11 protein-coding genes and 2 pseudogenes are annotated in these 19966 nt (G+C 67.1%); 4 read left to right on the forward strand and 9 right to left on the reverse strand.

The window, feature by feature from the left end:
• Positions 1-3: 3 nt before the first annotated feature.
• Entirely contained in the window at positions 4-1026 is a 1023-nt protein-coding gene (ahr, locus tag AC3A6M_RS01285; RefSeq protein WP_487850944.1) for an NADPH-dependent aldehyde reductase Ahr, read from the forward strand.
• Positions 1027-1029: 3 nt separating this feature from the next.
• Here ahr and AC3A6M_RS01290 read toward each other — a convergent pair whose 3' ends face one another.
• The 3 genes from AC3A6M_RS01290 to AC3A6M_RS01300 all read right to left on the reverse strand — a co-directional run bounded on the left by AC3A6M_RS01290 (position 1030) and on the right by AC3A6M_RS01300 (position 6595).
• On the reverse strand, positions 1030-2790 hold the full coding sequence (locus AC3A6M_RS01290) for an FAD-binding oxidoreductase (protein WP_487850945.1): 1761 nt from the start codon (positions 2788-2790) through the stop codon (positions 1030-1032).
• A gap of 290 nt (positions 2791-3080) precedes the next feature.
• On the reverse strand, positions 3081-4952 hold the full coding sequence (locus AC3A6M_RS01295; protein WP_487850946.1) for a glucokinase: 1872 nt from the start codon (positions 4950-4952) through the stop codon (positions 3081-3083).
• A gap of 149 nt (positions 4953-5101) precedes the next feature.
• Positions 5102-6595, reverse strand: a complete 1494-nt coding sequence (locus tag AC3A6M_RS01300) for an MDR family MFS transporter (protein ID WP_487850947.1) — start codon at positions 6593-6595, stop codon at positions 5102-5104.
• Between the two features lie 219 nt (positions 6596-6814).
• Here AC3A6M_RS01300 and AC3A6M_RS01305 point away from each other — a divergent pair, with 219 nt between their 5' ends.
• Positions 6815-8032 carry a YeeE/YedE family protein gene (locus AC3A6M_RS01305; protein ID WP_487850948.1) on the forward strand — a complete coding sequence of 406 codons (1218 nt, stop codon included), beginning with the start codon at positions 6815-6817 and terminating at the stop codon, positions 8030-8032.
• On the opposite strand, the gene AC3A6M_RS01310 is transcribed toward AC3A6M_RS01305, so the two are convergent.
• From AC3A6M_RS01310 to AC3A6M_RS01325, 4 genes are all read right to left on the reverse strand, one after another.
• Positions 8033-9715 carry an alpha-amylase family glycosyl hydrolase gene (locus AC3A6M_RS01310; protein WP_487850949.1) on the reverse strand — a complete coding sequence of 561 codons (1683 nt, stop codon included), beginning with the start codon at positions 9713-9715 and terminating at the stop codon, positions 8033-8035.
• Positions 9716-9765: 50 nt separating this feature from the next.
• On the reverse strand, positions 9766-11397 hold the full coding sequence (locus AC3A6M_RS01315; RefSeq protein ID WP_487850950.1) for an alpha-D-glucose phosphate-specific phosphoglucomutase: 1632 nt from the start codon (positions 11395-11397) through the stop codon (positions 9766-9768).
• An 82-nt stretch (positions 11398-11479) separates the two neighbouring features.
• The gene (locus tag AC3A6M_RS01320) at positions 11480-12805 is read right to left on the reverse strand and encodes an MFS transporter (RefSeq protein ID WP_487850951.1); all 1326 of its coding nucleotides are present in this window, start codon (positions 12803-12805) and stop codon (positions 11480-11482) included.
• A 281-nt stretch (positions 12806-13086) separates the two neighbouring features.
• A complete protein-coding gene (locus AC3A6M_RS01325) occupies positions 13087-14892 on the reverse strand; it encodes a DEAD/DEAH box helicase (protein WP_487850952.1) in 1806 nt (601 codons plus the stop codon).
• Between the two features lie 119 nt (positions 14893-15011).
• Here AC3A6M_RS01325 and AC3A6M_RS01330 point away from each other — a divergent pair.
• Both AC3A6M_RS01330 and AC3A6M_RS01335 read left to right on the forward strand, forming a co-directional pair.
• Positions 15012-15206 (forward strand): annotated as a pseudogene (locus tag AC3A6M_RS01330) (helix-turn-helix domain-containing protein); the annotation flags it as partial.
• A pseudogene (locus AC3A6M_RS01335) lies at positions 15206-15421 on the forward strand (cupin domain-containing protein); the annotation flags it as partial. The pseudogenes AC3A6M_RS01330 and AC3A6M_RS01335, both read left to right, overlap by 1 nt.
• Here the strand turns inward: AC3A6M_RS01335 and AC3A6M_RS01340 are convergent.
• Positions 15381-16919 carry a tryptophan halogenase family protein gene (locus AC3A6M_RS01340; protein WP_487850953.1) on the reverse strand — a complete coding sequence of 513 codons (1539 nt, stop codon included), beginning with the start codon at positions 16917-16919 and terminating at the stop codon, positions 15381-15383. The pseudogene AC3A6M_RS01335 and the gene AC3A6M_RS01340 overlap by 41 nt on opposite strands.
• A gap of 91 nt (positions 16920-17010) precedes the next feature.
• Positions 17011-19779: a TonB-dependent receptor gene (locus tag AC3A6M_RS01345; protein ID WP_487850954.1), complete on the reverse strand. Its 2769-nt coding sequence runs from the start codon at positions 19777-19779 to the stop codon at positions 17011-17013.
• Positions 19780-19966: the final 187 nt, after the last annotated feature.

Below are 19966 nucleotides of genomic sequence, written 5' to 3' on the forward strand. Positions count from 1 at the left end.
GGCATGGAAAAGATCCGGGCCTGGGCCGCGCAAGCCGCGGGCGGCCAACTTGTTCCTTTTGAATACGACCCCGGCCCGCTGGGGCCGGAAGACGTGGAAATCCAGGTCGAACATTGCGGCGTCTGCCACTCCGACCTGTCGATGCTCGACAACGAATGGGGCATCACCGCCTATCCCTTCGTGCCGGGCCACGAGGCGATCGGGCACGTGGTCGGCCTCGGCGACGTTGCGCGGACCAAGGGATTGAGCATCGGCCAGCGCGTCGGCGTCGGCTGGAACGTGCGCAGCTGCCAGCATTGCGCGGCCTGCATCCGCGGCGACTTCCACCTGTGCGAGAACGGGCAGGCCACCATCGTCGGCCACCACGGCGCCTTCGCCGACCGCGTGCGGGCGCACTGGATCTGGAGCATTCCGATCCCCGCCGCGCTGGCGCCGGGCAATGCCGGCCCACTGCTGTGCGGCGGCATCACCGTGTTCGCGCCGCTGATGCAGTTGCACGTGCCGCCGACCGCGCGGGTCGCGGTGTTCGGCATCGGCGGGCTGGGCCACATGGCCCTGATGTTCGCGAAAGCCTGGGGCTGCGACGTCACGGCCTTCACGTCCTCGCCCAACAAGGTGCAGGAGGCGCTGTCCTTCGGCGCCCACCACGCGGCGTCGAGCCGTTCCGAAGCCGACCTGCAGCGCCTGGCGGGCAGCTTCGACTTCATCTTCATCACCGCCAACGCGACGCTCGACTGGGATGCGATCATCAACCTGCTGGCGCCGGGCGGCCGCCTGCATTTCCTCGGCGCCGTGCTCGAACCGGTGCCGGTGCAGGTCATGAGCCTGCTGATGGGCCAGCGGGCGGTGTCCGCTTCGCCGACCGGCAACCGCGACCAGATCGACACCATGCTGCGCTTCGCCACCCACCACCACGTCGCGCCGAAAGTGGAGCACTTCCCGATGAGCCGGGTCAACGAGGCGATGGACCACCTGCGCGCCGGCAAGGCGAGCTACCGGATCGTGCTGGATGCCGATTTCAAGTAGCGCTCAATCCTCGCTACCGACGCCGTGCCGGACGGTGAACAGGCCGTCCGGGTCGTAGCGCCGCTTCACCCGCAGCAGCCTGGCGTAGTTGGGGCCCCAGTAGGCATCCTGCCAGCGCTGCTGGAAGTAATCGCTTTCGGAGACGTAGGCGCCGGCGCCCGGCGCCGCCTTGCGCAGCGCGTCCATGGCGCGGCGGATCGTCGCGGCGCGGCGGCGCGCTTCCTGTTCGTCGACCTTCGCGCCCGGCATGCCGGGATAGGCCGGCCCGCCGCCGCCGGCGATGATGGCCAGCGCAAACGCCTCGGCCACGCCCGGATGGGTCGCCGTCGCGCGCGTGGCGGCCAGTGCTTCCGGCGGCGCGCCCGCCAGTCCCTTGTTGAAGTGCAGGCCGACGTCCCACTGGCCGGCCGCCGCGCACAGGCTGTCGACCAGGCGCGCCTGGGCGCCCTCTTCCAGCAGCGCGGCCGGCAGCCAGGTCGATTCGTAGCCGTGGATATACCAGCCGGCCTGGCCGCGGTCGCCCTCCCACACCACGTGATGCGCGGGCGTGCCGGCGCGGCCGTCGCGCGCCATGATGCCGGGCGCGGTCTTGTCCCAGAACTCCGCATCCCAGAACCGGCGCGCCGGGATCGCCATGATGGTCGGCTCCTTGACGGTGTAGTCGCCGCTGGCGCGCACCCAGTCGAAGAACGGCGCCCAGATCGCCTGGGCCTGAGCGCGGTCGAGTCCCTGGAATACCATCGACAGCTGCAGCTGCCGGCCGTCGCGCAGCGAGACCGTTTCGCCCCAGTGCGGGTTGAACAGGCGCTCGCGGTAGAAGGCGATGAAACGCGCGACCAGGGGCTTGAACGCCGCGTCGGTGTTCGCCGTGATCTCGCCGAACACGCCGCCGAAGAACTCCGGCAGTTCGTGGGTGCCCAGGGTCATCCGCGTGACGACGCCGAAGGTCCCGCCGCCGCCGCCCTTGATGGCCCAGAACAGGTCCGGATTGGTGTGCGCGTTGGCGATGCGGACGGCGCCGTCGGCGGTGACGATTTCGGCTTCGAGCAGGCTGGCAGCGGCGGTGCCGTAGCGCTTCGAGAAGCTGCCGAAGCCGCCGCCCTGCACCAGTCCCGGCACGCCGACCGTGGTGCAGCCGCCGCCCTGCACATAGCGGCCGGCTTTCGTGGTCACGGCCGTATAGGCATCGATCCACATCGCGCCGGCGCCGACGCTCACCGCCGGCGCGGCCTCGGCCCTGGCTCCCCCTTGCGGCACGAAAGCGTCATGCAGCTCGACGGCGTTCATCGCGCGCGGCCACACCAGCAGGGAGTCCGGCGCGTTCGAGGCGCCCTTGTAACTGTGGCCGCCGCCCTTCACCACCAGGCGCAGCCTGTGGGTGCGGGCGAAACGGACGGCGGCGACGATATCGGCCGTCTCGCGCGCCGCGACCGCGTAGGCGCTCGGCTGCGACAGCCAGGCGTCCTGCCAGCCGCTGGTCTGGGTCAGCGCGGGCGTGTCGCCGATGAAGTAAGGATTCTTGAGCTGTTCGCGGACCGCCGCGCAGGCGGCGGCATCAAGGGAGCAGGCGGCGAACGGCGGCGCCAGCTTCAGCAGCCGTCCCGACGTCGCGCGCCGCAGCCCGTCCCACGCGGCGGCATTCGGCCAGCCGGGGCCGCCGGGACGCACGCGTGAATAGGTGGTCTTCGCCCGCGCCAGTCCGGGCAGGCCGCCCGCCGCCAGCGCGGCGCCCAGGGAAGCCGTCAACACCTCGCGTCGCTTCATGCTCCATCCCTTGTTGTTGATGTATGTTCAACAAGGATGAAGCATCGCCGCCCGGCAGGCAACCGGTTTGTGAACGGCTCATCCGAGGGGCGGCCTGGCCAGGCCCGAACTGAGCACGCACAACATGATCAACGTGGCCATGATCGCCAGCCGCCTGATGTCATCCGGGTGCATCATCGCGCTCTCCAATGGGGAAATACGCCCATTGTGGAATGCCGCAAGGAAACATCCTTGATCCAGCCGGACCGGAACCGCTGATCCCGATCCGGCTCGTGCGCCGGACCGGCCGATCAGATATCGAGGTGGGAAATCAGCAGGCGCCGGCGCTCGCTGTCGCCTTCGCCGGTGTCGCCGTTCTCCTGGCCCAGCGAGATGCCGACCGCCATGATGTCGATGAGGAGCAGTTGCAGGATGCGCGAAATCATCGACAGGAAGGTCGTGCTGTCCTCGCTGTGGTCGACCGCCAGGCAGATGCTGGCCTTTCTCGCCAGCGCCGACTTGCTGCTGGTGATGGCGATGACGTCGGCGCCCGCCGCGCGCGCGGTATCGACGGCGGACAGCAGCTCTGGCAGCTGGCCGGTGGTCGAGATCGCGATCACGACGTCGCCCGGCCCCAGCAGCTCGGCCGCCAGCGAGAACAGGTGCGAGTCGCCGTAGGACGAGGTCGGGATGCGGAAGCGGAAGAACTTGTGCTGGCCGTCCAGCGCCACCACGCGCGAATTTCCCATCGCGTAGAACTCGACGCGCTTGGCGCGGCGCAGGATCTCGATGGCGCGGTCGATCGAATGCACGTCGAGCTGGTCGCGGAACTTCAGGATCGCCGACACCGTGTTGTCGATCACCTTGGCCGACAGGTCGTGGGTGCTGTCGGTCATGCGCACCTGGCTGTGGCGTACGGGGATGGTGCCGGTCAGGCTGCCCGCGAACTTGAGCTTGAAGTCGGCCAGGCCGGAAAAGCCCAGCGAACGGCAGAAGCGGATCACCGTCGGCTGGCTGACGTCGGCCAGCTTCGCGATCTCGGCGATCGGCTCGGACAGCACCTTGCGCGGATGCTCCAGCACCAGGGTCGCGACGCGCTGCTCGGCCGGCGACAGCTCGTGCTGCAGGTGCTGCACCCTTTCCATCAGCGTGTTGGCGCCGGTGCGGCCGCGCAGGTGTTCGGACAGGATGCTGGCCACGCCGTACAGCGCCGGGTTGGGCGTCATGATCACGTAGGTGGGGATCTGCGCCAGGTAATCCGAGAAGCGGCCCTTGGCTTCGAAGCGGGCGCGGAACGGCGACGTCGCGAACCACTGCGCGACGCGCGGCACGATGCCGCCGCCGATGAAGATGCCGCCGAACGCGCCCAGCGTGACGGCCAGGTTGGCGGCCGCCCCGCCCAGCATGCCGGCGAAGCACTCCAGCACTTCCAGGCACAGCGGGTCCTTCTGTTCGAGCGCCGCGTTGACGATGTCGGCGGCGTTGCGCGCAGGTGCTCCATCATGGGCCTGCACGCCATTGCGCTGCGCCAGCGCGCGGTAGATGATCTCCATGCCGGGGCCAGAGATCAGGCGTTCGTTCGACACGTGCTGCCACTCGCGCCAGGCGTACTGCAGGATCGCGAATTCGCGCTCGTCGGCAGGGGCGAAGTTGACGTGGCCGCCCTCGCTGCCGAGGGTGACGAAGCCGTCCACGGTCGGGATCACGCCGGACACGCCCAGGCCGGTGCCCGGGCCCAGCACGCCGGCCACCGCATGCGGCTGCGGCTTGCCGCCGCCGATCTGCAGCAGGTCGTCCGGCTTGAAGCCCGGCAGCGCCATCGCCAGCGCCGTGAAGTCGTTCACGATCAGCAGCGTGGCCAGGCCCAGCGTGCGCCGTACCTCGTCGGTGGAGAACTGCCAGTCGCGGTTGGTCATGCGGATGAAATCGCCGCTGATCGGGTTCGCCAGCGCGAAGGCGGCATGGCTGATGCGCACGCCGCCCGTCTGTTCCAGGTAAGCGTTCAGCAGCGGGACGATGCCGGGATAGTCGTCGCACAGCAGCACGGCGACGTTGCGCAGCACGCCGGGCGCGCTCTCCAGCGCGAAGCGCGCATGGGTCGCGCCGATGTCGGCCAGCAGGCGCGGACCGTCGGCGTAGGCGGCGCGGGGTTGCTTCTGTTCGGTGTCGGACTCGGTATTCATTGCCCAAGGATACCATTGATTGAAAGGCACCAAAACCATTAGCCCGTCGTAGGCCGTCGTCCCCGCGCAGGCGGGGACCCAAGTTAGTATGCGTTTCGACAGCTCACGCAGAACTTGGATCCCCGCCTGCGCGGGGACGACGGAGATGACTATTCCGCCTGCGGCGGCTGCGGCGCCACCGCCCCCTCCACCCGCACGTCCGGCATGAACCACAACACTACCAGCGCCGCCAGCACGATGACGGTGCCGGCCCCGAAGATGTTGGCGATGGCCTGCCGGTAGACCTCGCGCATGGCCGGGTCGAGGATCTTGCCGGAGCCGGCGCTGGCAGCGGCCGCGATGCCGTGGGCCTGCAGCTGGTGCGCCAGGATCGCGCCGGAGCCGGTCACGCCGAGCAGGCCGCCGAAGGAGCGGAAGAAGGTCAGCATGGCGGTGCCGACGCCGCGCCGCGCCACCGGCAGCGCGCTCTGCACGACGATGGTCATGTTCGGCATCACCAGGCCCAGGCCCGCGCCGAGGAAGAAGATCGGCGGCTCGATGAACAGGTAGCCGCGTCCGGTGGCCATGGCCCAGGTCAGCGCGGCGAAGGCGGCCACCGCCACCGCCAGGCCCGCCACCTGCCCTTCCTTGTACCTGTTGGCGCGCGCCACGAGGCGGCCGACCAGGCTCGAGGCGACGATCATCCCGGCCATCATCGGCACCGTCAGCATGCCGGAAGTCGCCGGGCTGCTGCCCATCACGAGCTGGAAGAACAGCGGAAAGAACACGCTCGATCCCATCAGGCCGACGAAGCTCAGCGCCATTACCACGCTGGCCAGGTTGAACACCCGGTTGCCAAACAGGTCGGGCGGCAGCACCGGCTCGGCGGCGCGGCGCAGGTGCACGAACAGCCAGCCGCCCAGCACCACGGCGAGCGCGGCGCAGACCTTGATCTGGGGCGCATCCCAGGGCCATTCGGTGCCGCCCAGCGCCAGTATCAGCAGCAGCGAGACGATGCTGGACGTGAGCAGGACCGAGCCCAGGTAGTCGATGCGGTGCGCGTGCGTGATCACGGGTTTGCGCAGCGAGCGCGCGATGGCCCAGCAGGCGAAGGCGCCGACCGGCAGGTTGATGAAGAAGATCCAGTGCCACGACAGCAGGTCGGTCATGAACCCGCCCAGCACCGGGCCGAGCACGCTGGTGACGGCGAACACGATCGCGATCGAGCCCTGGCGCCTGGCGCGGTCCCGGGGCGCGACCAGGTCGCTGATGATGATCTGGGCCAGCGGCATGAAGCCGCCGGCGCCCATGCCCTGGATGGCGCGGAACACGATCAGCTGGGTCATGCTGCCGGCCAGGCCGCACAGCACCGAGCCGGCCAGGAAGGTGGCGAGCGCCGTGAAGATCATCGGCCGGCGGCCGTACTGGTCGGCCATCTTGCCGTACAGCGGCATGGTGGCGGTCGAGGCCAGCACGTAGGCGGTCACCACCCACGACAGATGGGCCATGCCGCCGAGGTCGGCGACGATGCGCGGCAGGGCCGTGGCGACGATGCTCTGGTCGAGCGCGCCCAGGCCGAGCACGGCCATCAGGGCGAAGTAGACGGCGCGGATCTCCTTTTCGGTGACCGGCGCAGCGGCGGTAGCAGGCGGAGTCTGGGTCATGGGCTCATCATACGACAAGACCGCGGCCAACTCAGGCGGCGCGTGCGCCCTCCCTACGCCTATTACCCGAGCCGGCGCCAGAATTCGCGCGCGCTGGCGCTGGTGATCGATGCGATCCGCCTGAAAGAGTGAACCTCTGCGGATGCGCGGCGGGCCGCCTGCACGAAATCCGAAAACGCGCGAAAATAACGGATTCCGGTTCAAATTCAAACACTTAATATGTCCGATTCAGCAACCTTGTCTGTCCCGCGCCGTGTCGACATCAATCCGAAGCCGCTCGGCGTTTCGCTATTACTCATCCTGGGCGGGGCGGTGTATCTTGCGCAGACCGTCGGCGCGAAACTGTCCGCCCTGTTCGTGGTCGGCGCCCTGCTCGGCCTCGCGCTGTACCACGCCGCCTTCGGCTTCACGTCCTCGTGGCGGGTCTTCATCGCGGACGGCCGCGGCGCCGGCCTGCGTGCGCAGATGATCATGCTCGCCGTCGGCGTGGCGCTGTTCTTCCCGGCGCTGGCCGCCGGCACCCTGTTCGGCAATCCGGTCAACGGCCTCGTCTCGCCCGCCGGCGCCTCGGTGGTCATCGGCGCCTTCATGTTCGGCATCGGCATGCAACTGGGCGGCGGCTGCGCCTCCGGCACGCTGTACACGGTCGGCGGCGGCAGCACGCGCATGATCGTCACCTTGATCGCCTTCATCGCCGGTTCCGTGATCGCCACCGCGCACATGCCGTTCTGGACCTCGCTGCCGCAGCTGAAGCCGATCTCGCTCGTGAAGACGCTGGGCCTGGCGCCCGCGCTGCTGCTGAACTGGGCCGTGTTCGCGCTGATCGCGTGGATCACGGTGGTGGTCGAAAAGCGCCGCCATGGCAAGCTGGTCGCCCCGGACCTGCCGGCCGGACGCGCCGCGACCTGGCTGCACGGCCCGTGGCCGCTGGTGGCCGGCGCCATCGCGCTGGTCGTGCTCAACTTCGCCACGCTCGCGCTGTCGGGCCGTCCGTGGGGCGTGACCTCGGCGTTCGCGCTGTGGGGCGCGAAGGCCGCATCAAGCATCGGCATCGATACCGCCAGCTGGGCCTACTGGTCGACCAAGGCCAACGCCGCCGCGCTGGCCGCGCCGGTCTCGCATGACGTGACCTCGGTGATGGACATCGGCATCGTGCTCGGCGCGATGCTGGCGGCTGCCCTCGCGGGCCGCTATGCGCCGGTCTGGAAACTGCCGCTGCGCTCCCTGATCGCGGCCGTCGTCGGCGGCCTGTTGCTCGGCTACGGCGCCCGCCTGGCCTATGGCTGCAACATCGGCGCCTACTTCAGCGGCATCGTGTCGGGCAGCCTGCACGGCTGGCTGTGGCTGGTCGCCGCGTTCGCCGGCAACGTCTTCGGCACCCGCCTGCGCCCGCTGTTCGGGCTCGAGGTCGAGCGCCTGAAGACGACCGGCTGCTGATCAGTCCAGCGCAATCAGCGCCACCGGCGCCCGCAGCTCGAACTGCACCTTGCCGCCCGAGACCAGGGCGGTCTTGCCGGTGTACCAGTCGCGCACGGTCTGGCCGTCCGAGAACACGCCGGCCACCGGGATCGCCACCAGGCGGTCCTGCGGCAGGCCGAGCGCGACCACCACGCGATCCGTCACGCCATCCTTTTCGTAGGTGCGCTTGAAAACGTAGGGGCTGGACTGCAGCATCTGGTGCGCGCCCGCGCCCACCGCCGGATGCGCATGGCGGAAGCGGCCCAGGCGCGCCCAGTGGTCGCGCACCTCGGCCACGCCGAACAGGCCGACTTTCGTGTTGTTCTTCAGCTGGTCCCAGTTCATGAAGGAGCGTAGGTTGGCGTCGCCTTCCGCGCCGTCGATCTTCAGCACGCGGGCGGTTTCGTCGCCGTAGTAGATCTGGGCCTGGCCCGGCGCCAGCAGCAGCTTGTTCGCCTCTTCCATCGGATGCTCGCGCAGCGCGTCGAAGGGATGGCCGTCGTCGTGCGAATCGAGGTAGTTCAGTACCGAATAGCCCTTCAGCGGACCGTGCAGCGCCGCCGAGTACGACGAGAACAGCTGCTCGTAGCCCTGGCGCGCGTCGCCCGCCATGCTGAAGTTGATCATGCTGTCGAAGCCGTTGTCGTAATAATCGACCTTGGTGCCGCCGTCGTAGATAAACTGGCGCCCGGCGCCGATCCCGTAGCCGTAGGTCTCGGCGGTCATGAAGAACGGCAGGTTGCCGATCCTGGCCACGGTCTGCTTCCCGGCCGGGGTGCGCTTCCAGTCCTCGTAGGCGGCGCTCGCGACCTTCTTCAGGTCCTTCCACACGCCCGGCTCGGTATGCTTGACCGTATCGGCGCGGAAGCCGTCGAAGCCGTACTTGCGGACCCAGTCGGCGTGCCATTTCATCAGGTAGTAGCGCGGCGCGCGCGGATAGCCGGTGCGCTTGAAGAAGTCGTTCAGCTCCGCCGTCTCGCGCTCGTAGCGCCCTTCCTTCTTCCACTTCGCCACCAGGGCCGGCGGCACGTCGACCTTCTCGTTGCTGTCGGTGCGGATGTCCGGCAGGTTCTTCACCAGCGTGCACTCGACCGTGGTCTTCATGTCCTTGTAGGTGCAGGCCGGCGAGGTGCGCACCCATTCGGCCGGCCATGCCGGATCGTCGGCGGTGACCGGGCCGGTGTGGTTCATCACCACGTCCAGCAGCACGCGGATGCCGCGCGCGTGGGCGGCGTCGACCAGCTCGCGCATGTCTTTCTCGGTGCCGAGGTTGGCGTCGATAGCGGTGAAATCGCGTGCCCAGTAGCCGTGGAAGCCGTAGGTCTTGCCGGTGCCCTCGTCGGTGGGCGCGTGGATCTGCTCGACCGGCGGCGTGATCCAGATCGCGTCCACGCCCAGGTCGTCGAAGTAGCCCTCCTTGATTTTCGCCGTGACGCCGGCCAGGTCGCCGCCCATGAAGCCGCGCGCGACGGCGGCATCGTCCTTGCGGCCATAGGCGTGGTCGTTGGCCGGGTTGCCGTTGTTGAAGCGGTCCGTCAGCAGGAAGTAGACGGTCGCGTTCTCCCAGGTGAAGGGCTTTCCTTTCACCGGCGTCAGGTCCGGGGCGGCGGACGCGGAGCCGAAGGCGAGCAGCAGGGAAACGGCAAGGGCGGAGATCTTCATTCAGGGTCCTCTGGTCGTGAATTGGGTCCCCGCCTCCGCGGGGACGACGGTTAAGTGATGACGCTCGGTTCCGTGCGCCCGGTACGCTGCTTCAGTTCCGACACCTGCTCGGCAATGGCAATCAAGGGCGCCAGCGCTTCCTGGGTGTCGAGGTCGTGGCGCGACGGGTCGGCTTCGTAGCGTTCGAGGTAGACCCGCACGGTCGCGCCCTCGGTGCCGGTGCCGGACAGGCGCAGCACGATGCGCGAGCCGTCGCTCATGATGATGCGGATGCCCTGGCGGCTGGCGACCGAGTTGTCGACCGGGTCGGTGTAGACGAAGTCGTCGGCCTGGGCGACGCGGAATTCGCCGAAGGTCTTCCCCGCCAGGCTCGGGAGCGCCGCGCGCAGGTCGGTCATCATGCGCTCGGCAGCGGCCGCGTCGACGGCTTCGTAGTCGTGGCGCGAATAATAGTTGCGGCCGAAGCGGGCCCAGTGTTCCCGCACCAGCTGGTTGACCGATTTGCCGCTGGCGGCGATCAGGTTCAGCCAGAACAGCACGGCCCACAGCCCGTCCTTCTCGCGGATGTGGTTCGAGCCGGTGCCGTAGCTCTCCTCGCCGCACAGGGTGGCGAGGTCGGCGTCGAGCAGGTTGCCGAAGTACTTCCAGCCGGTCGGGGTCTCGAAGCAGGAGATGCCGAGGCTTTCGGCGACGCGGTCGGCCGCCGTTGACGTCGGCATCGAGCGCGCGATGCCCTTGATGCCGCCGCGGTAGCCCGGCGCCATGGTCGCGTTGGCGGCGATGATGGCCAGGCTGTCCGACGGCGCCACGGCCAGCTTGCGTCCGACGATCATGTTGCGGTCGCCGTCGCCGTCCGAGGCGGCGCCGAATTCGGGCGCGTCCGGGCCGTCCATCAGCGCGACCAGATCGGACGCGTTGACCGGGTTCGGGTCCGGATGGTGGCCGCCGAAGTCTTCCAGCGGCTCGGCGTTGACGACGGTGCCGGCGGGCGCACCCAGCATGCCTTCGATGATGGTTTTCGCATAGGGGCCGGAGACGGCGCTCATGCCGTCGAAGCGCATCGTGAAGCCGCGGCCGAACAGGGCGCGGATGGCGTCGAAGTCGAACAGGCGCGACATCAGCTCGGCGTAATCGGCCACCGGGTCGATCACCTCGACCGTCATCTCTTCGAGCCGGGTCGTGCCGAGCCGGTCGAGGTCGACCGGGCCGGCATCGCTGATGCGGTATTCGCGCAGCGACTGGGTGTGGGCGAAGATCGCCTCGGTGACCTTCTCGGGCGCCGGGCCGCCGTTCTCGATGTTGTACTTGATGCCGAAGTCGCCGTCCGGGCCGCCGGGGTTGTGGCTGGCCGACAGCACGATGCCGCCGAAGGCGCCGCGCTTGCGGATCACGCAGCTGACCGCCGGCGTGGAGAGGATGCCGCCGCGTCCGACCAGTACTTTATCTACCTTGTGCGCGGCGGCCATGCGCAGGATGGTCTGGATCGCAGTGCGGTTGAAGAAACGGCCGTCGCCCCCGAGCACGAGGGTGCGTCCGCTGCAGTCGCCCAGGGTCAGGAAAATCGCCTCGACGAAGTTTTCGAGGTAGCCGGGCTGCTGGAACTCGGTCACCTTCTTGCGCAGACCCGAGGTGCCGGGGCGCTGCCCGGCGAACGGCGTGGTCGCTACTGTCTGAATCGTCATTGTCGCTCCTGTCGTATTCGCTAGTGCATGGGTTTGTTGTCAAACCTTTACGATACGACAGGAGGCGAAATGGTGGCGCAGCTTACTTCTCGGCCCTGTCGGTCACGAACAGCGTCAATACGGCCGCCAGCACCATGCAGGCGCCGCCCAGCACCAGGGTCAGGACCGTGTGGCCGCCGAAGAAGTGCTTGGTGAAGAAGCCGAGCAGCAGGCCGCTGACGATCTGCGGGATCACCACGAAGAAGTTGAACAGGCCCATGTAGTAGCCCATGCGGTTGGCGGGCAGCGCGCCGGCCAGGATCGCGTACGGCATGGTCAGGATGCTGGCCCAGGCGATGCCCACGCCGATCATCGGCAGCATCAGCGCCTGCCTGTCGTGGATGAGGAACAGGCTGGCCAGCGACAGGCCGCCGATCGCGAGGCAGATCGTGTGGCAGGCCTTGCGGCTGGTGGCGCGCGCGAGGATCGGCAGCAGGAAGGCGGCCAGCGCCGACACGCCGTTGTACACCGCGAACATCACGCCGACGTAGTTGCCGGCTTCCTGGTAGGCGGCCGACTGGGCGTCGACGGTACCGTAGACGTTGTCCGCGATCGCGGTGCCGGTGTAGATCCACATCGCGAACAGGGCGATCCAGGTGAAGAACTGGACGAAGGCCAGCTGCACCATGGTCTTCGGCATCTGGCCGAAGCCGCCGATGATCTCGCGCAGCGCCACGCCGAAGCTGCGCGAATGCTTGCGCTGTTCCTGGAAACGGTCCAGGTCGGGCGGCGGCAGTTCGGTGGCGGTGAACACGGTCCAGCTGACGGCGGCCAGGAACACGGCGCCGCCGACGTAGAACGAGTAGCGCACGGTGTCCGGAATCGCGCCGTCCACCGGCACGTTCGAGACGCCCAGGTAGTCCGCGAAGATCTTCGGCAGCAGCGAGGCGATCACCGCGCCGCAGCCGATGAAGAAGGTCTGCATCGCGTAGCCGGCGGTCTGCTGCGAGGGGTCCAGCTTGTCGCCGACGAAGGCGCGGAACGGCTCCATCGAGACGTTGATCGCGGCATCCATCATCCACAGCACGGCCACCGCCATCCAGACGGCGGCGGAATTCGGCATCAGGAACAGCGCGACGGCGGCCAGGATGGCGCCGAGGAAGAAGAAGGGACGGCGGCGGCCCCAGGTCGGGTGCCAGGTGTTGTCGCTCAGGTAGCCGATCACCGGCTGCACCAAGAGGCCCGTGACGGGCGCGGCGAGCCAGAACAGCGACAGGTCGTCGGGCGACGCGCCAAGGGTGGTGAAGATCCGGCTGGTGTTGGCGTTCTGCAGTGCGAAGCCGAACTGGATGCCGAAGAAGCCGAAGCTCATGTTCCACAGCTGCCAGAACGACAGGCGCGGCTTGAGCGAGTGAGTTTGCATTTCCATCTTTGTCCCCTAACGGTGCCCGGACTCATGCCAGACTACCTCCATGTAGCAAAGTAACATGGGGAATGTTGAGTGTCAATCCGGGGAATGCCTAGGAAGCGGCGGTTTTATGTAGTCAAACAACACAACCGACACCGTCGTTCCCGCGCAGGCGGGAACCCATGCTGAATTACCGGATTCGCGGATCCAAACAAAACGCGGCCTGATTAACGGCGGTAACTCCGGTGCCTCAGTATGGATTCCCGCTTTCGCGGGAATGACGTCTGCAAATGACGGCCAACTTAGCCCTTCTTGTAGGTCTTCTTCTCGCCAAACTTCTTCTTCGGCGCCGCCTTGATCGGCTCTTCGCCGTCGCGCGTGATGTTCAGCTGGCGGCCCGCCACCCACACTTTCTGCAGGTGGTCGAGCAGGTCCTGCGGCAGGTCGGACGGCATGTCGAGGGTCGAGTAGTCGTCGTAGATCTCGATGCGGCCGATTTCCTTGGACGGGATGCCGCCCTCGTTGGCGATGGCGCCGACGATGTTGCCCGGCTTGACGCTGTTCGCGTGACCGACTTCGATGCGGTAGGTCGCCATGCCAGGCTCCGGCGCGCGCATCACGCGCTCCTTCTTGAAGCTCTCGCGCGGCTGGGCGAAACCTTCGCGCGTCGGGCGTGCCGGACGCTCTTCGCCGCCGAAGCTCTCGCGGCCCCGGGCCGGACGCGCATCGTCGCGCCACTCGCCACGCGGCTCGCGCTCTTTCCACTCCGGCTTCGGCTCGCGGTCCGGCTTCTCCAGCAGCAGCGGCTCGTCGCCGCGGTTCAGCTTGGCCAGGGCGGCGGCGATGTCGATCGCCGGCACGTTGTTGTCGCGCTCGTACTCTTCGATCAGGTTGCGGAACATGTCCAGGCCGCCGGCCGCGAGGGCTTCGCCGATCTGGTCCTTGAATTTCGCGATGCGGACGTCGTTGACGGCCTTGATGGTGGGCAGGGTCAGCGGGGCGACCGGCTGGCGCGTGGCGCGCTCGATCGCCTTCAGCAGGCCGCGCTCGCGCGGGGTCACGAACAGGATCGCCTCGCCGCTGCGGCCCGCGCGGCCGGTGCGGCCGATGCGGTGGGTGTAGCTTTCCGGGTCGGACGGCACGTCGTAGTTGATCACGTGGCTGATGCGCTCGACGTCCAGGCCGCGCGCGGCGACGTCGGTGGCGACCAGGATGTCGATCTTGCCGTTCTTGAGCTGCTCGATGGTGCGTTCGCGCTGCGCCTGGGCCAGGTCGCCGTTGATGGCGGCGGCGGCGAAACCGCGCGCCTGCAGCTTGGACGCCAGTTCCTCGGTGCCCAGCTTGGTGCGCGCGAAGATGATCATGCCGTCGAACGGTTCCGCTTCGAGGATGCGGGTCAGCGCTTCCAGCTTCTGCAGGCCGGCCACCAGCCAGTAGCGCTGGGTGATGTTGGTGGCGGTGGTGGTCTTGGCGGCCACCGTCACTTCCTTCGGTTCGTGCAGGTAGGTCGTGGCGATGCGCTTGATCTGCGGCGGCATGGTGGCCGAGAACAGCGCGGTCTGGCGCTGTTCCGGCGTCTCCTGCAGGATGCGCTCGACGTCGTCGATGAAGCCCATGCGCAGCATCTCGTCGGCCTCGTCCAGCACCAGGGTGGTGAGCTGGGACAGGTCGAGCGTGCCCTTGTCGAGGTGGTCGATGACGCGGCCCGGGGTGCCGACCACGACCTGCGCGCCGCGCCGCAGCGCCGACAATTGCGGGCCGTAGGCCTGGCCGCCGTAGATCGGCAGCACGTGGAAATTCTTCAGGTGCGCGGCGTAGCTCTGGAAGGCTTCGGCCACCTGGATCGCCAGTTCGCGCGTGGGCGCCAGCACCAGCGCCTGCACGGCGGGGTTCTTGACGTCGATGCGCGACAGCACCGGCAGCGCGAACGCGGCGGTCTTGCCGGTACCGGTCTGGGCCTGTCCCAGCACGTCGCGGCCTTCCATCAGGAGGGGAATGGTGGCGGCCTGGATCGGCGACGGCGTCTCGTAGCCAACGTCCTTCAGCGCCTTGAGGATGGGCGCGGGGATGTTCAGGTCGGCAAACGTCGGGAGCGGGGTGTCATGCATGTAGGAAATTCTCTTAAAAATCGTAGGCAAACCTGCAGTTTACTCTTTCACGGCCCGGTAAGCCCGATTATTTGCGGCCAATGCACCCGGAATACGACGCGCTGCTACACTCCTCGTCCATGGCACGTCCCGATTTCAACCACCTGCAGGCCTTCATCCTCGTCGCGCGCGAGCGCAGCTTTACGCGCGCCGCCGCCCAGCTGGGCGTGTCGCAGTCCGCGCTCAGCCACACGATCCGCGCGCTGGAAGCCAGGCTGGGCGTGCGCCTGCTGGCCCGCACCACGCGCGGTGTGGCGCCGACCGAGGCCGGCGAGGCTGCGGCTGGACCCAGTGCGAGGGCGAAGCGATCGTCGAGATCCGCGCCGGCGACGTGGTCTGGTGCCCGCCCGGCCACAAGCACTGGCATGGCGCATCGCCGACCACGTCGATGACGCACATCGCGATCCAGGAAGCGCTGGATGGCGTGAACGTGGTGTGGCTCGAGAAGGTCAGCGACGAGGAGTACCTGGCCGGCCCGCCGCAACGATAGCGTCGATGAAGTCCTTGTGGCCCGGCATGAAGTCCACGCACTTGCCGATCACCTGTTCGATATTGCCGAGGAAGCCGAGCAGCTCCTTTTCGTCCAGCAGGCCGGCCAGCGGATGGTGGCCCTGGGCGCGCACGCCCTGCCCGTGCAGCACCTGCTGCCAGCCGACCTCCGCGAACAGCTCGTTGTTGTCGCGGATCACCCGGCCGTGGGTCTTGTACAGGTCCAGCTTGCGGCGCAGGGTGTCCGGAATGTCCATCGTGCGGCAGTGGTCCCAGAACGGGGTGTCGTTGCGCTCGGTGGCGTGGTAGTGCAGGATGATGAAGTCGCGGATGCGCTCGACCTCGAAGTCGCACTGGGCGTTGAACTCGTCGATGTCGGCCTGGGCGAAGCCGCGATCCGGGAAGAATCCCACCAGGCGCGAGATGGTCGACTGGACCAGATGGATCGAGGTCGATTCCAGCGGCTCCAGGAAGCCCGACGACAGGCCGATCGCGACCACGTTCTTGTTCCACGTCTTCTTGCGCTTGCCGGCCGTGAAGCGCAGCATCTTCGGCTCGGCCAGCGCCTTGCCGTCCAGGTTCTTCATCAGGATGGCCGCCGCCTCGTCGTCGCTCATGAAGCGGCTCGCGTACACGTGGCCGTTGCCGGTGCGGTGCTGCAGGCCGATGCGCCACTGCCAGCCGGCCGGGCGCGCCGAGGCGCGCGTATAGGGAGGAAGTTCGCCCGACAGTTCGCAGGGCACCGCCCAGGCGCGGTCGCAGGGCAGCCAGTGGCTCCAGTCCTCGAAGCCGGTCTTCAGCGTCTGCTCGATCAGCAGGGCGCGGAAACCCGAACAGTCGATGAACAGGTCGCCCTCGATCGCCGTCCCGCTCTCCATCACCACCGATTCGACGAAGCCGTCGGCACGCTGGCGCACGTCGACCACCTTCCCTTCGGTGCGCACGACGCCATGGCTTTCGGCGTACTTGCGCAGGTAGCGCGCATACAGACCCGCATCGAGGTGGAACGCGTAAGGGATGTCGGCCAGCGGCGAATTCGGCATGTCGGTGGACGGGCGCATGAACTTGCCGGCCCTGGCGGCCATGCGGTTGAGCGAATAGTGCTCGAGGTCCGGCGCCTTGCCGGCCTGCCAGGCGCGCAGCCAGTACTGGAAGAATTCGAGGGTCCACAGCGGCTGGCCGATGGTGCCGAAACCATGCATGTAGCGCTCGCCCAGCCTGCCCCAGTCCTCGAACTCGATGGCGAGCTTGAAGGTGGCCCTGGTCTCGCGCATGAACTCGTCCTCGTTGATGCCGAGGGCGGTGTTGAACAGGCGGATCATCGGGATCGTCGATTCGCCGACGCCGACGGTCGAGATCTCGTCGGATTCGATCAGGCGAACCTGGTAGCGGTTCTGCAGGAGGCGCGACAGCGAGGCCGCTGTCATCCAGCCGGCGGTGCCGCCGCCGACGATCACGATGTTCTTGAGGGGGGTGTGGGGAGTCGTCTCGGTTTTCATTGTTCTGCCAGCATAGTAAAAAGCCTCTTGCGCGGCAACACCGGGCAAGAGGCTTTTGCTTACTTATTTGTCGGCTTGCGCCAACACGGGATTACATCTTGTAGTTCAGACCGAACAGCACGGTGCGGCCGTAACGGGTGTCTTCGATGACGTTATCCTTGGTCTTGCGATAGCGCTTGAAGTGAGCGTCGTTGACGTTGTTCATCTCCAGCAGGAAGGACAGGCCTTTCATCGGACCGCTCTGGATCTCGTAGCCGAACTGCAGGTCCAGCACCTTCTCGCCGTTAATGTAGGTCAGCTGACGGTCGCCCGTGTTGGTGCTGACTTCACCGATGAAGTCCGAACGGTAGCGCTCGGCGGCACGTGCCGAGAAGCCTGCCTTCTCGTAGTACAGGGTCAGGCTGGCAACGCGGCGCGACAGGCCCGGCAGGGCCATCGTGCCCGAGCCGCCTTCGGCGGTATCGGGAGCGGTGACCGAGCTGCTGGTCTGCGAAGCGTTGGCCACCACGCCGAAGCCGTCCAGGTAACGGGTGAACACGTTCAGCGGCATCGATGCTGCCAGTTCGATACCCTTGATATTGCCGCCGTGGCCGTTGACCGGCGAGGTCATCTCGCCGATGTTGGTCGGCGCCTTCACGGTGCTCGGCTGGATGAACGGCGTGAAGTCGAACTGGCGGCCGGTGGTCACGATGAACGTATCGAGCTTCTTGTAGAAGGTCGCGGCGCTGACGTAGGCCTTGTTGCCCCAGTACTTCTCGTACGACAGGTCGATGCCCTTGGCGCGGAACGGATCCAGTTTCGGATTGCCGCCGCTGCCGCTGTAGATGGCGCGGGTGGCGTCATAGCCGAAGTTGCCGCTGGCGCGCATGTCGTTCAGGGTCGGACGAGCCATGATCTTCGACAGCGAGAAGCGCAGCGTCTGCTGGTTGCCCAGGTCGCCGATCAGGTTCAGGCTCGGCAGGAAGTCGTTGTAGCTGGTGCCTTCGGTGACCGGAGCGACCGGACGATTGGCATCGCTGGTGCCGCCGTTCTTGTCGACCGAGTACGCGGTCGAATCCTGCTTGGTGTGGAGCATCTGCACACCCAGGGCGCCGCGCAGCGGGATCGCGCCGATCTGCGAATCGATGCCCAGCTTGGCAAAGGCGGTCGCGACTTTCTCGTTCACGATCCAGTCCTTGTTCCAGATGTCCGGATGGTCCTTGCGCTTCAGGTCGTACAGGGCGTTCAGGTTGGCGACCGGATCGAAGGTGATCACGTTGATGCCGCTGTCGCCGGCCATGCCCGAGCCGCTGCCGGCCGGATATGGTGCGGTAGCCAGTCGGTTGCTGTTGCCCTTGATCGACAGCAGGTTCTCGGTGTACTCGCGGGTCTTCGAACGGCTCGAGACGTTGACGCCGGTGGTCAGCTTGCTGAAGAACATACCGTCCGGCAGGTCACGCGATGCGTCCAGGCGGAAGGCGTTGATCTTGTCGTACACGTGCGGGAACTTGACGTAGCCAGCCTGCACGTCGGCGCCGCCCCAGCCCTGCGGGTCGGTCAGCTTGACGACGTTCGGATCGGCGTAGTTCAGGCCCGGCACGAAGGTGTGGCTGCCGGCGGTGAACTTGACGGTGTCGAGACCGGCGCCGCCATAGGTTTCGATGTTGGTGCCGTTACGCTCCGCCGAGTTGAAGGACAGGTCCATGTTGGCGGTCCAGTCCGGGGTCACGCGCAGCTTGTTGTTCCAGCCGATCGACTTGGTGACGTCGGTCCACTGCACGGCGTCGTTGCGGACCACGGCCTTGACGTTGTCGAAGGCGCCGGCGGTCGCGGTGCTGCCCGACAGGGTCGGGTTGATCAGGTGGCCCGGCTGGTCGTACGCGCTGGTGGGACTGGTGTAGTCGTCGTTCAGCGGCATCTGGATGCCGCGGGTACGGTTGTTACGGTCGTAACGGGTGTAGAACAGGTCGACCGTCGAGGTGAATTCCTTGCTCGGACGGTACTGGATCACGCCCATCAGGCCGTTGCGCGACTGCTCGTAGCCATCGGTCCAGGCATTGAAGCCGTTGTACGGCACGGCGACATCCTGGCCGTTGTACTTGGCCTTGCCGTTGCCCCAGGATTCGAAGCGGGTGGTGTCGCCGCTCTTGCCCTGCAGGCGGGCGAAGCCGAACGCGATACCGACCTGGCGGTTCATGAACTGGTCGATGTACGAGAAGGTGAAGCGGTTGCCGTGGCCCTTGGCGTTGTCCATGCCCAGGCCGGTCTTGTCGCGGCGGTAGTTCATGGCGACGGTGCGCTTGGCGAAGTCCAGCGGACGCACGGTCTGCAGGTCGACGGTGCCCGACAGGCCCTGGCCGACGAGGGCGCCGTCCGGGGTCTTGTAGATCACCACGCCCGACAGCAGTTCGGACGGGTACTGGTCGAATTCGACGCCGCGCGAGTCGCCGGTCGAGACTTGCTCGCGGCCGTTCAGCAGGCCGGTCGAGAAGTCCGGGGACATGCCGCGGATCGAGATCACGGCCGCCTGGCCGTTGGTGCGCTGGGCGGTCACGCCCGGCAGACGCGCGATCGATTCGGCGATCGACTGGTCCGGCAGCTTGCCGATGTCTTCGGCCGAAATCGCTTCGACGATGGAGTCGTTGTTCTTCTTGACGGAGATGGCCGCCTCGATGCCGCGGCGGATGCCGGTCACCTGGACGGTCTGGATGCTGGAATTCGTTGCGCCGGTCGCGGCGGCGTCCTGGCCGCTGGTTTCCTGCGCGAGCGCGGCATGGCTGCTCAGTGCCATGAAGACGGCGCAGCCTGCTGCAACCGGGCTCAGCTTGAATGCAATACTACCCGGCACAGTGCGCGCCGCGCGCTTGTTGATAAGGTTCATTTGTCCCCTCAAATCGTTCAAATCTATGTTTTTCCCGAAAACACTAGCCGGAGAGCCATCACCACGGGAGCCAGAAGCAAACGTTCTTAGACGTTCTGCCAACGATTCTGTACTAAAACTAGATGCACTGTCAACGGAACTTGTCCGCGACTACGGGAATGTGGATTTTTTACGCGGTTTTCTCAGA

Source organism: Telluria sp. Soil_C_11 (genome assembly GCF_057657395.1).

Excerpts from the sequence above, each read along its gene's own strand:
- AC3A6M_RS01310 (WP_487850949.1), bottom strand. The coding sequence starts at position 9,715 with ATGAAGATCTCCGCCCTTGCCGTTTCCCTGCTGCTCGCCTTCGGCTCC.
- AC3A6M_RS01315 (WP_487850950.1), bottom strand. The coding sequence starts at position 11,397 with ATGACGATTCAGACAGTAGCGACCACGCCGTTCGCCGGGCAGCGCCCC.
- AC3A6M_RS01325 (WP_487850952.1), bottom strand. The coding sequence starts at position 14,892 with ATGCATGACACCCCGCTCCCGACGTTTGCCGACCTGAACATCCCCGCG.
- AC3A6M_RS01300 (WP_487850947.1), bottom strand. The coding sequence starts at position 6,595 with ATGACCCAGACTCCGCCTGCTACCGCCGCTGCGCCGGTCACCGAAAAG.
- AC3A6M_RS01290 (WP_487850945.1), bottom strand. The coding sequence starts at position 2,790 with ATGAAGCGACGCGAGGTGTTGACGGCTTCCCTGGGCGCCGCGCTGGCG.
- AC3A6M_RS01295 (WP_487850946.1), bottom strand. The coding sequence starts at position 4,952 with ATGAATACCGAGTCCGACACCGAACAGAAGCAACCCCGCGCCGCCTAC.
- AC3A6M_RS01305 (WP_487850948.1), top strand. The coding sequence starts at position 6,815 with ATGTCCGATTCAGCAACCTTGTCTGTCCCGCGCCGTGTCGACATCAAT.
- AC3A6M_RS01345 (WP_487850954.1), bottom strand. The coding sequence starts at position 19,779 with ATGAACCTTATCAACAAGCGCGCGGCGCGCACTGTGCCGGGTAGTATT.
- AC3A6M_RS01320 (WP_487850951.1), bottom strand. The coding sequence starts at position 12,805 with ATGGAAATGCAAACTCACTCGCTCAAGCCGCGCCTGTCGTTCTGGCAG.
- AC3A6M_RS01340 (WP_487850953.1), bottom strand. The coding sequence starts at position 16,919 with ATGAAAACCGAGACGACTCCCCACACCCCCCTCAAGAACATCGTGATC.
- ahr (WP_487850944.1), top strand. The coding sequence starts at position 4 with ATGGAAAAGATCCGGGCCTGGGCCGCGCAAGCCGCGGGCGGCCAACTT.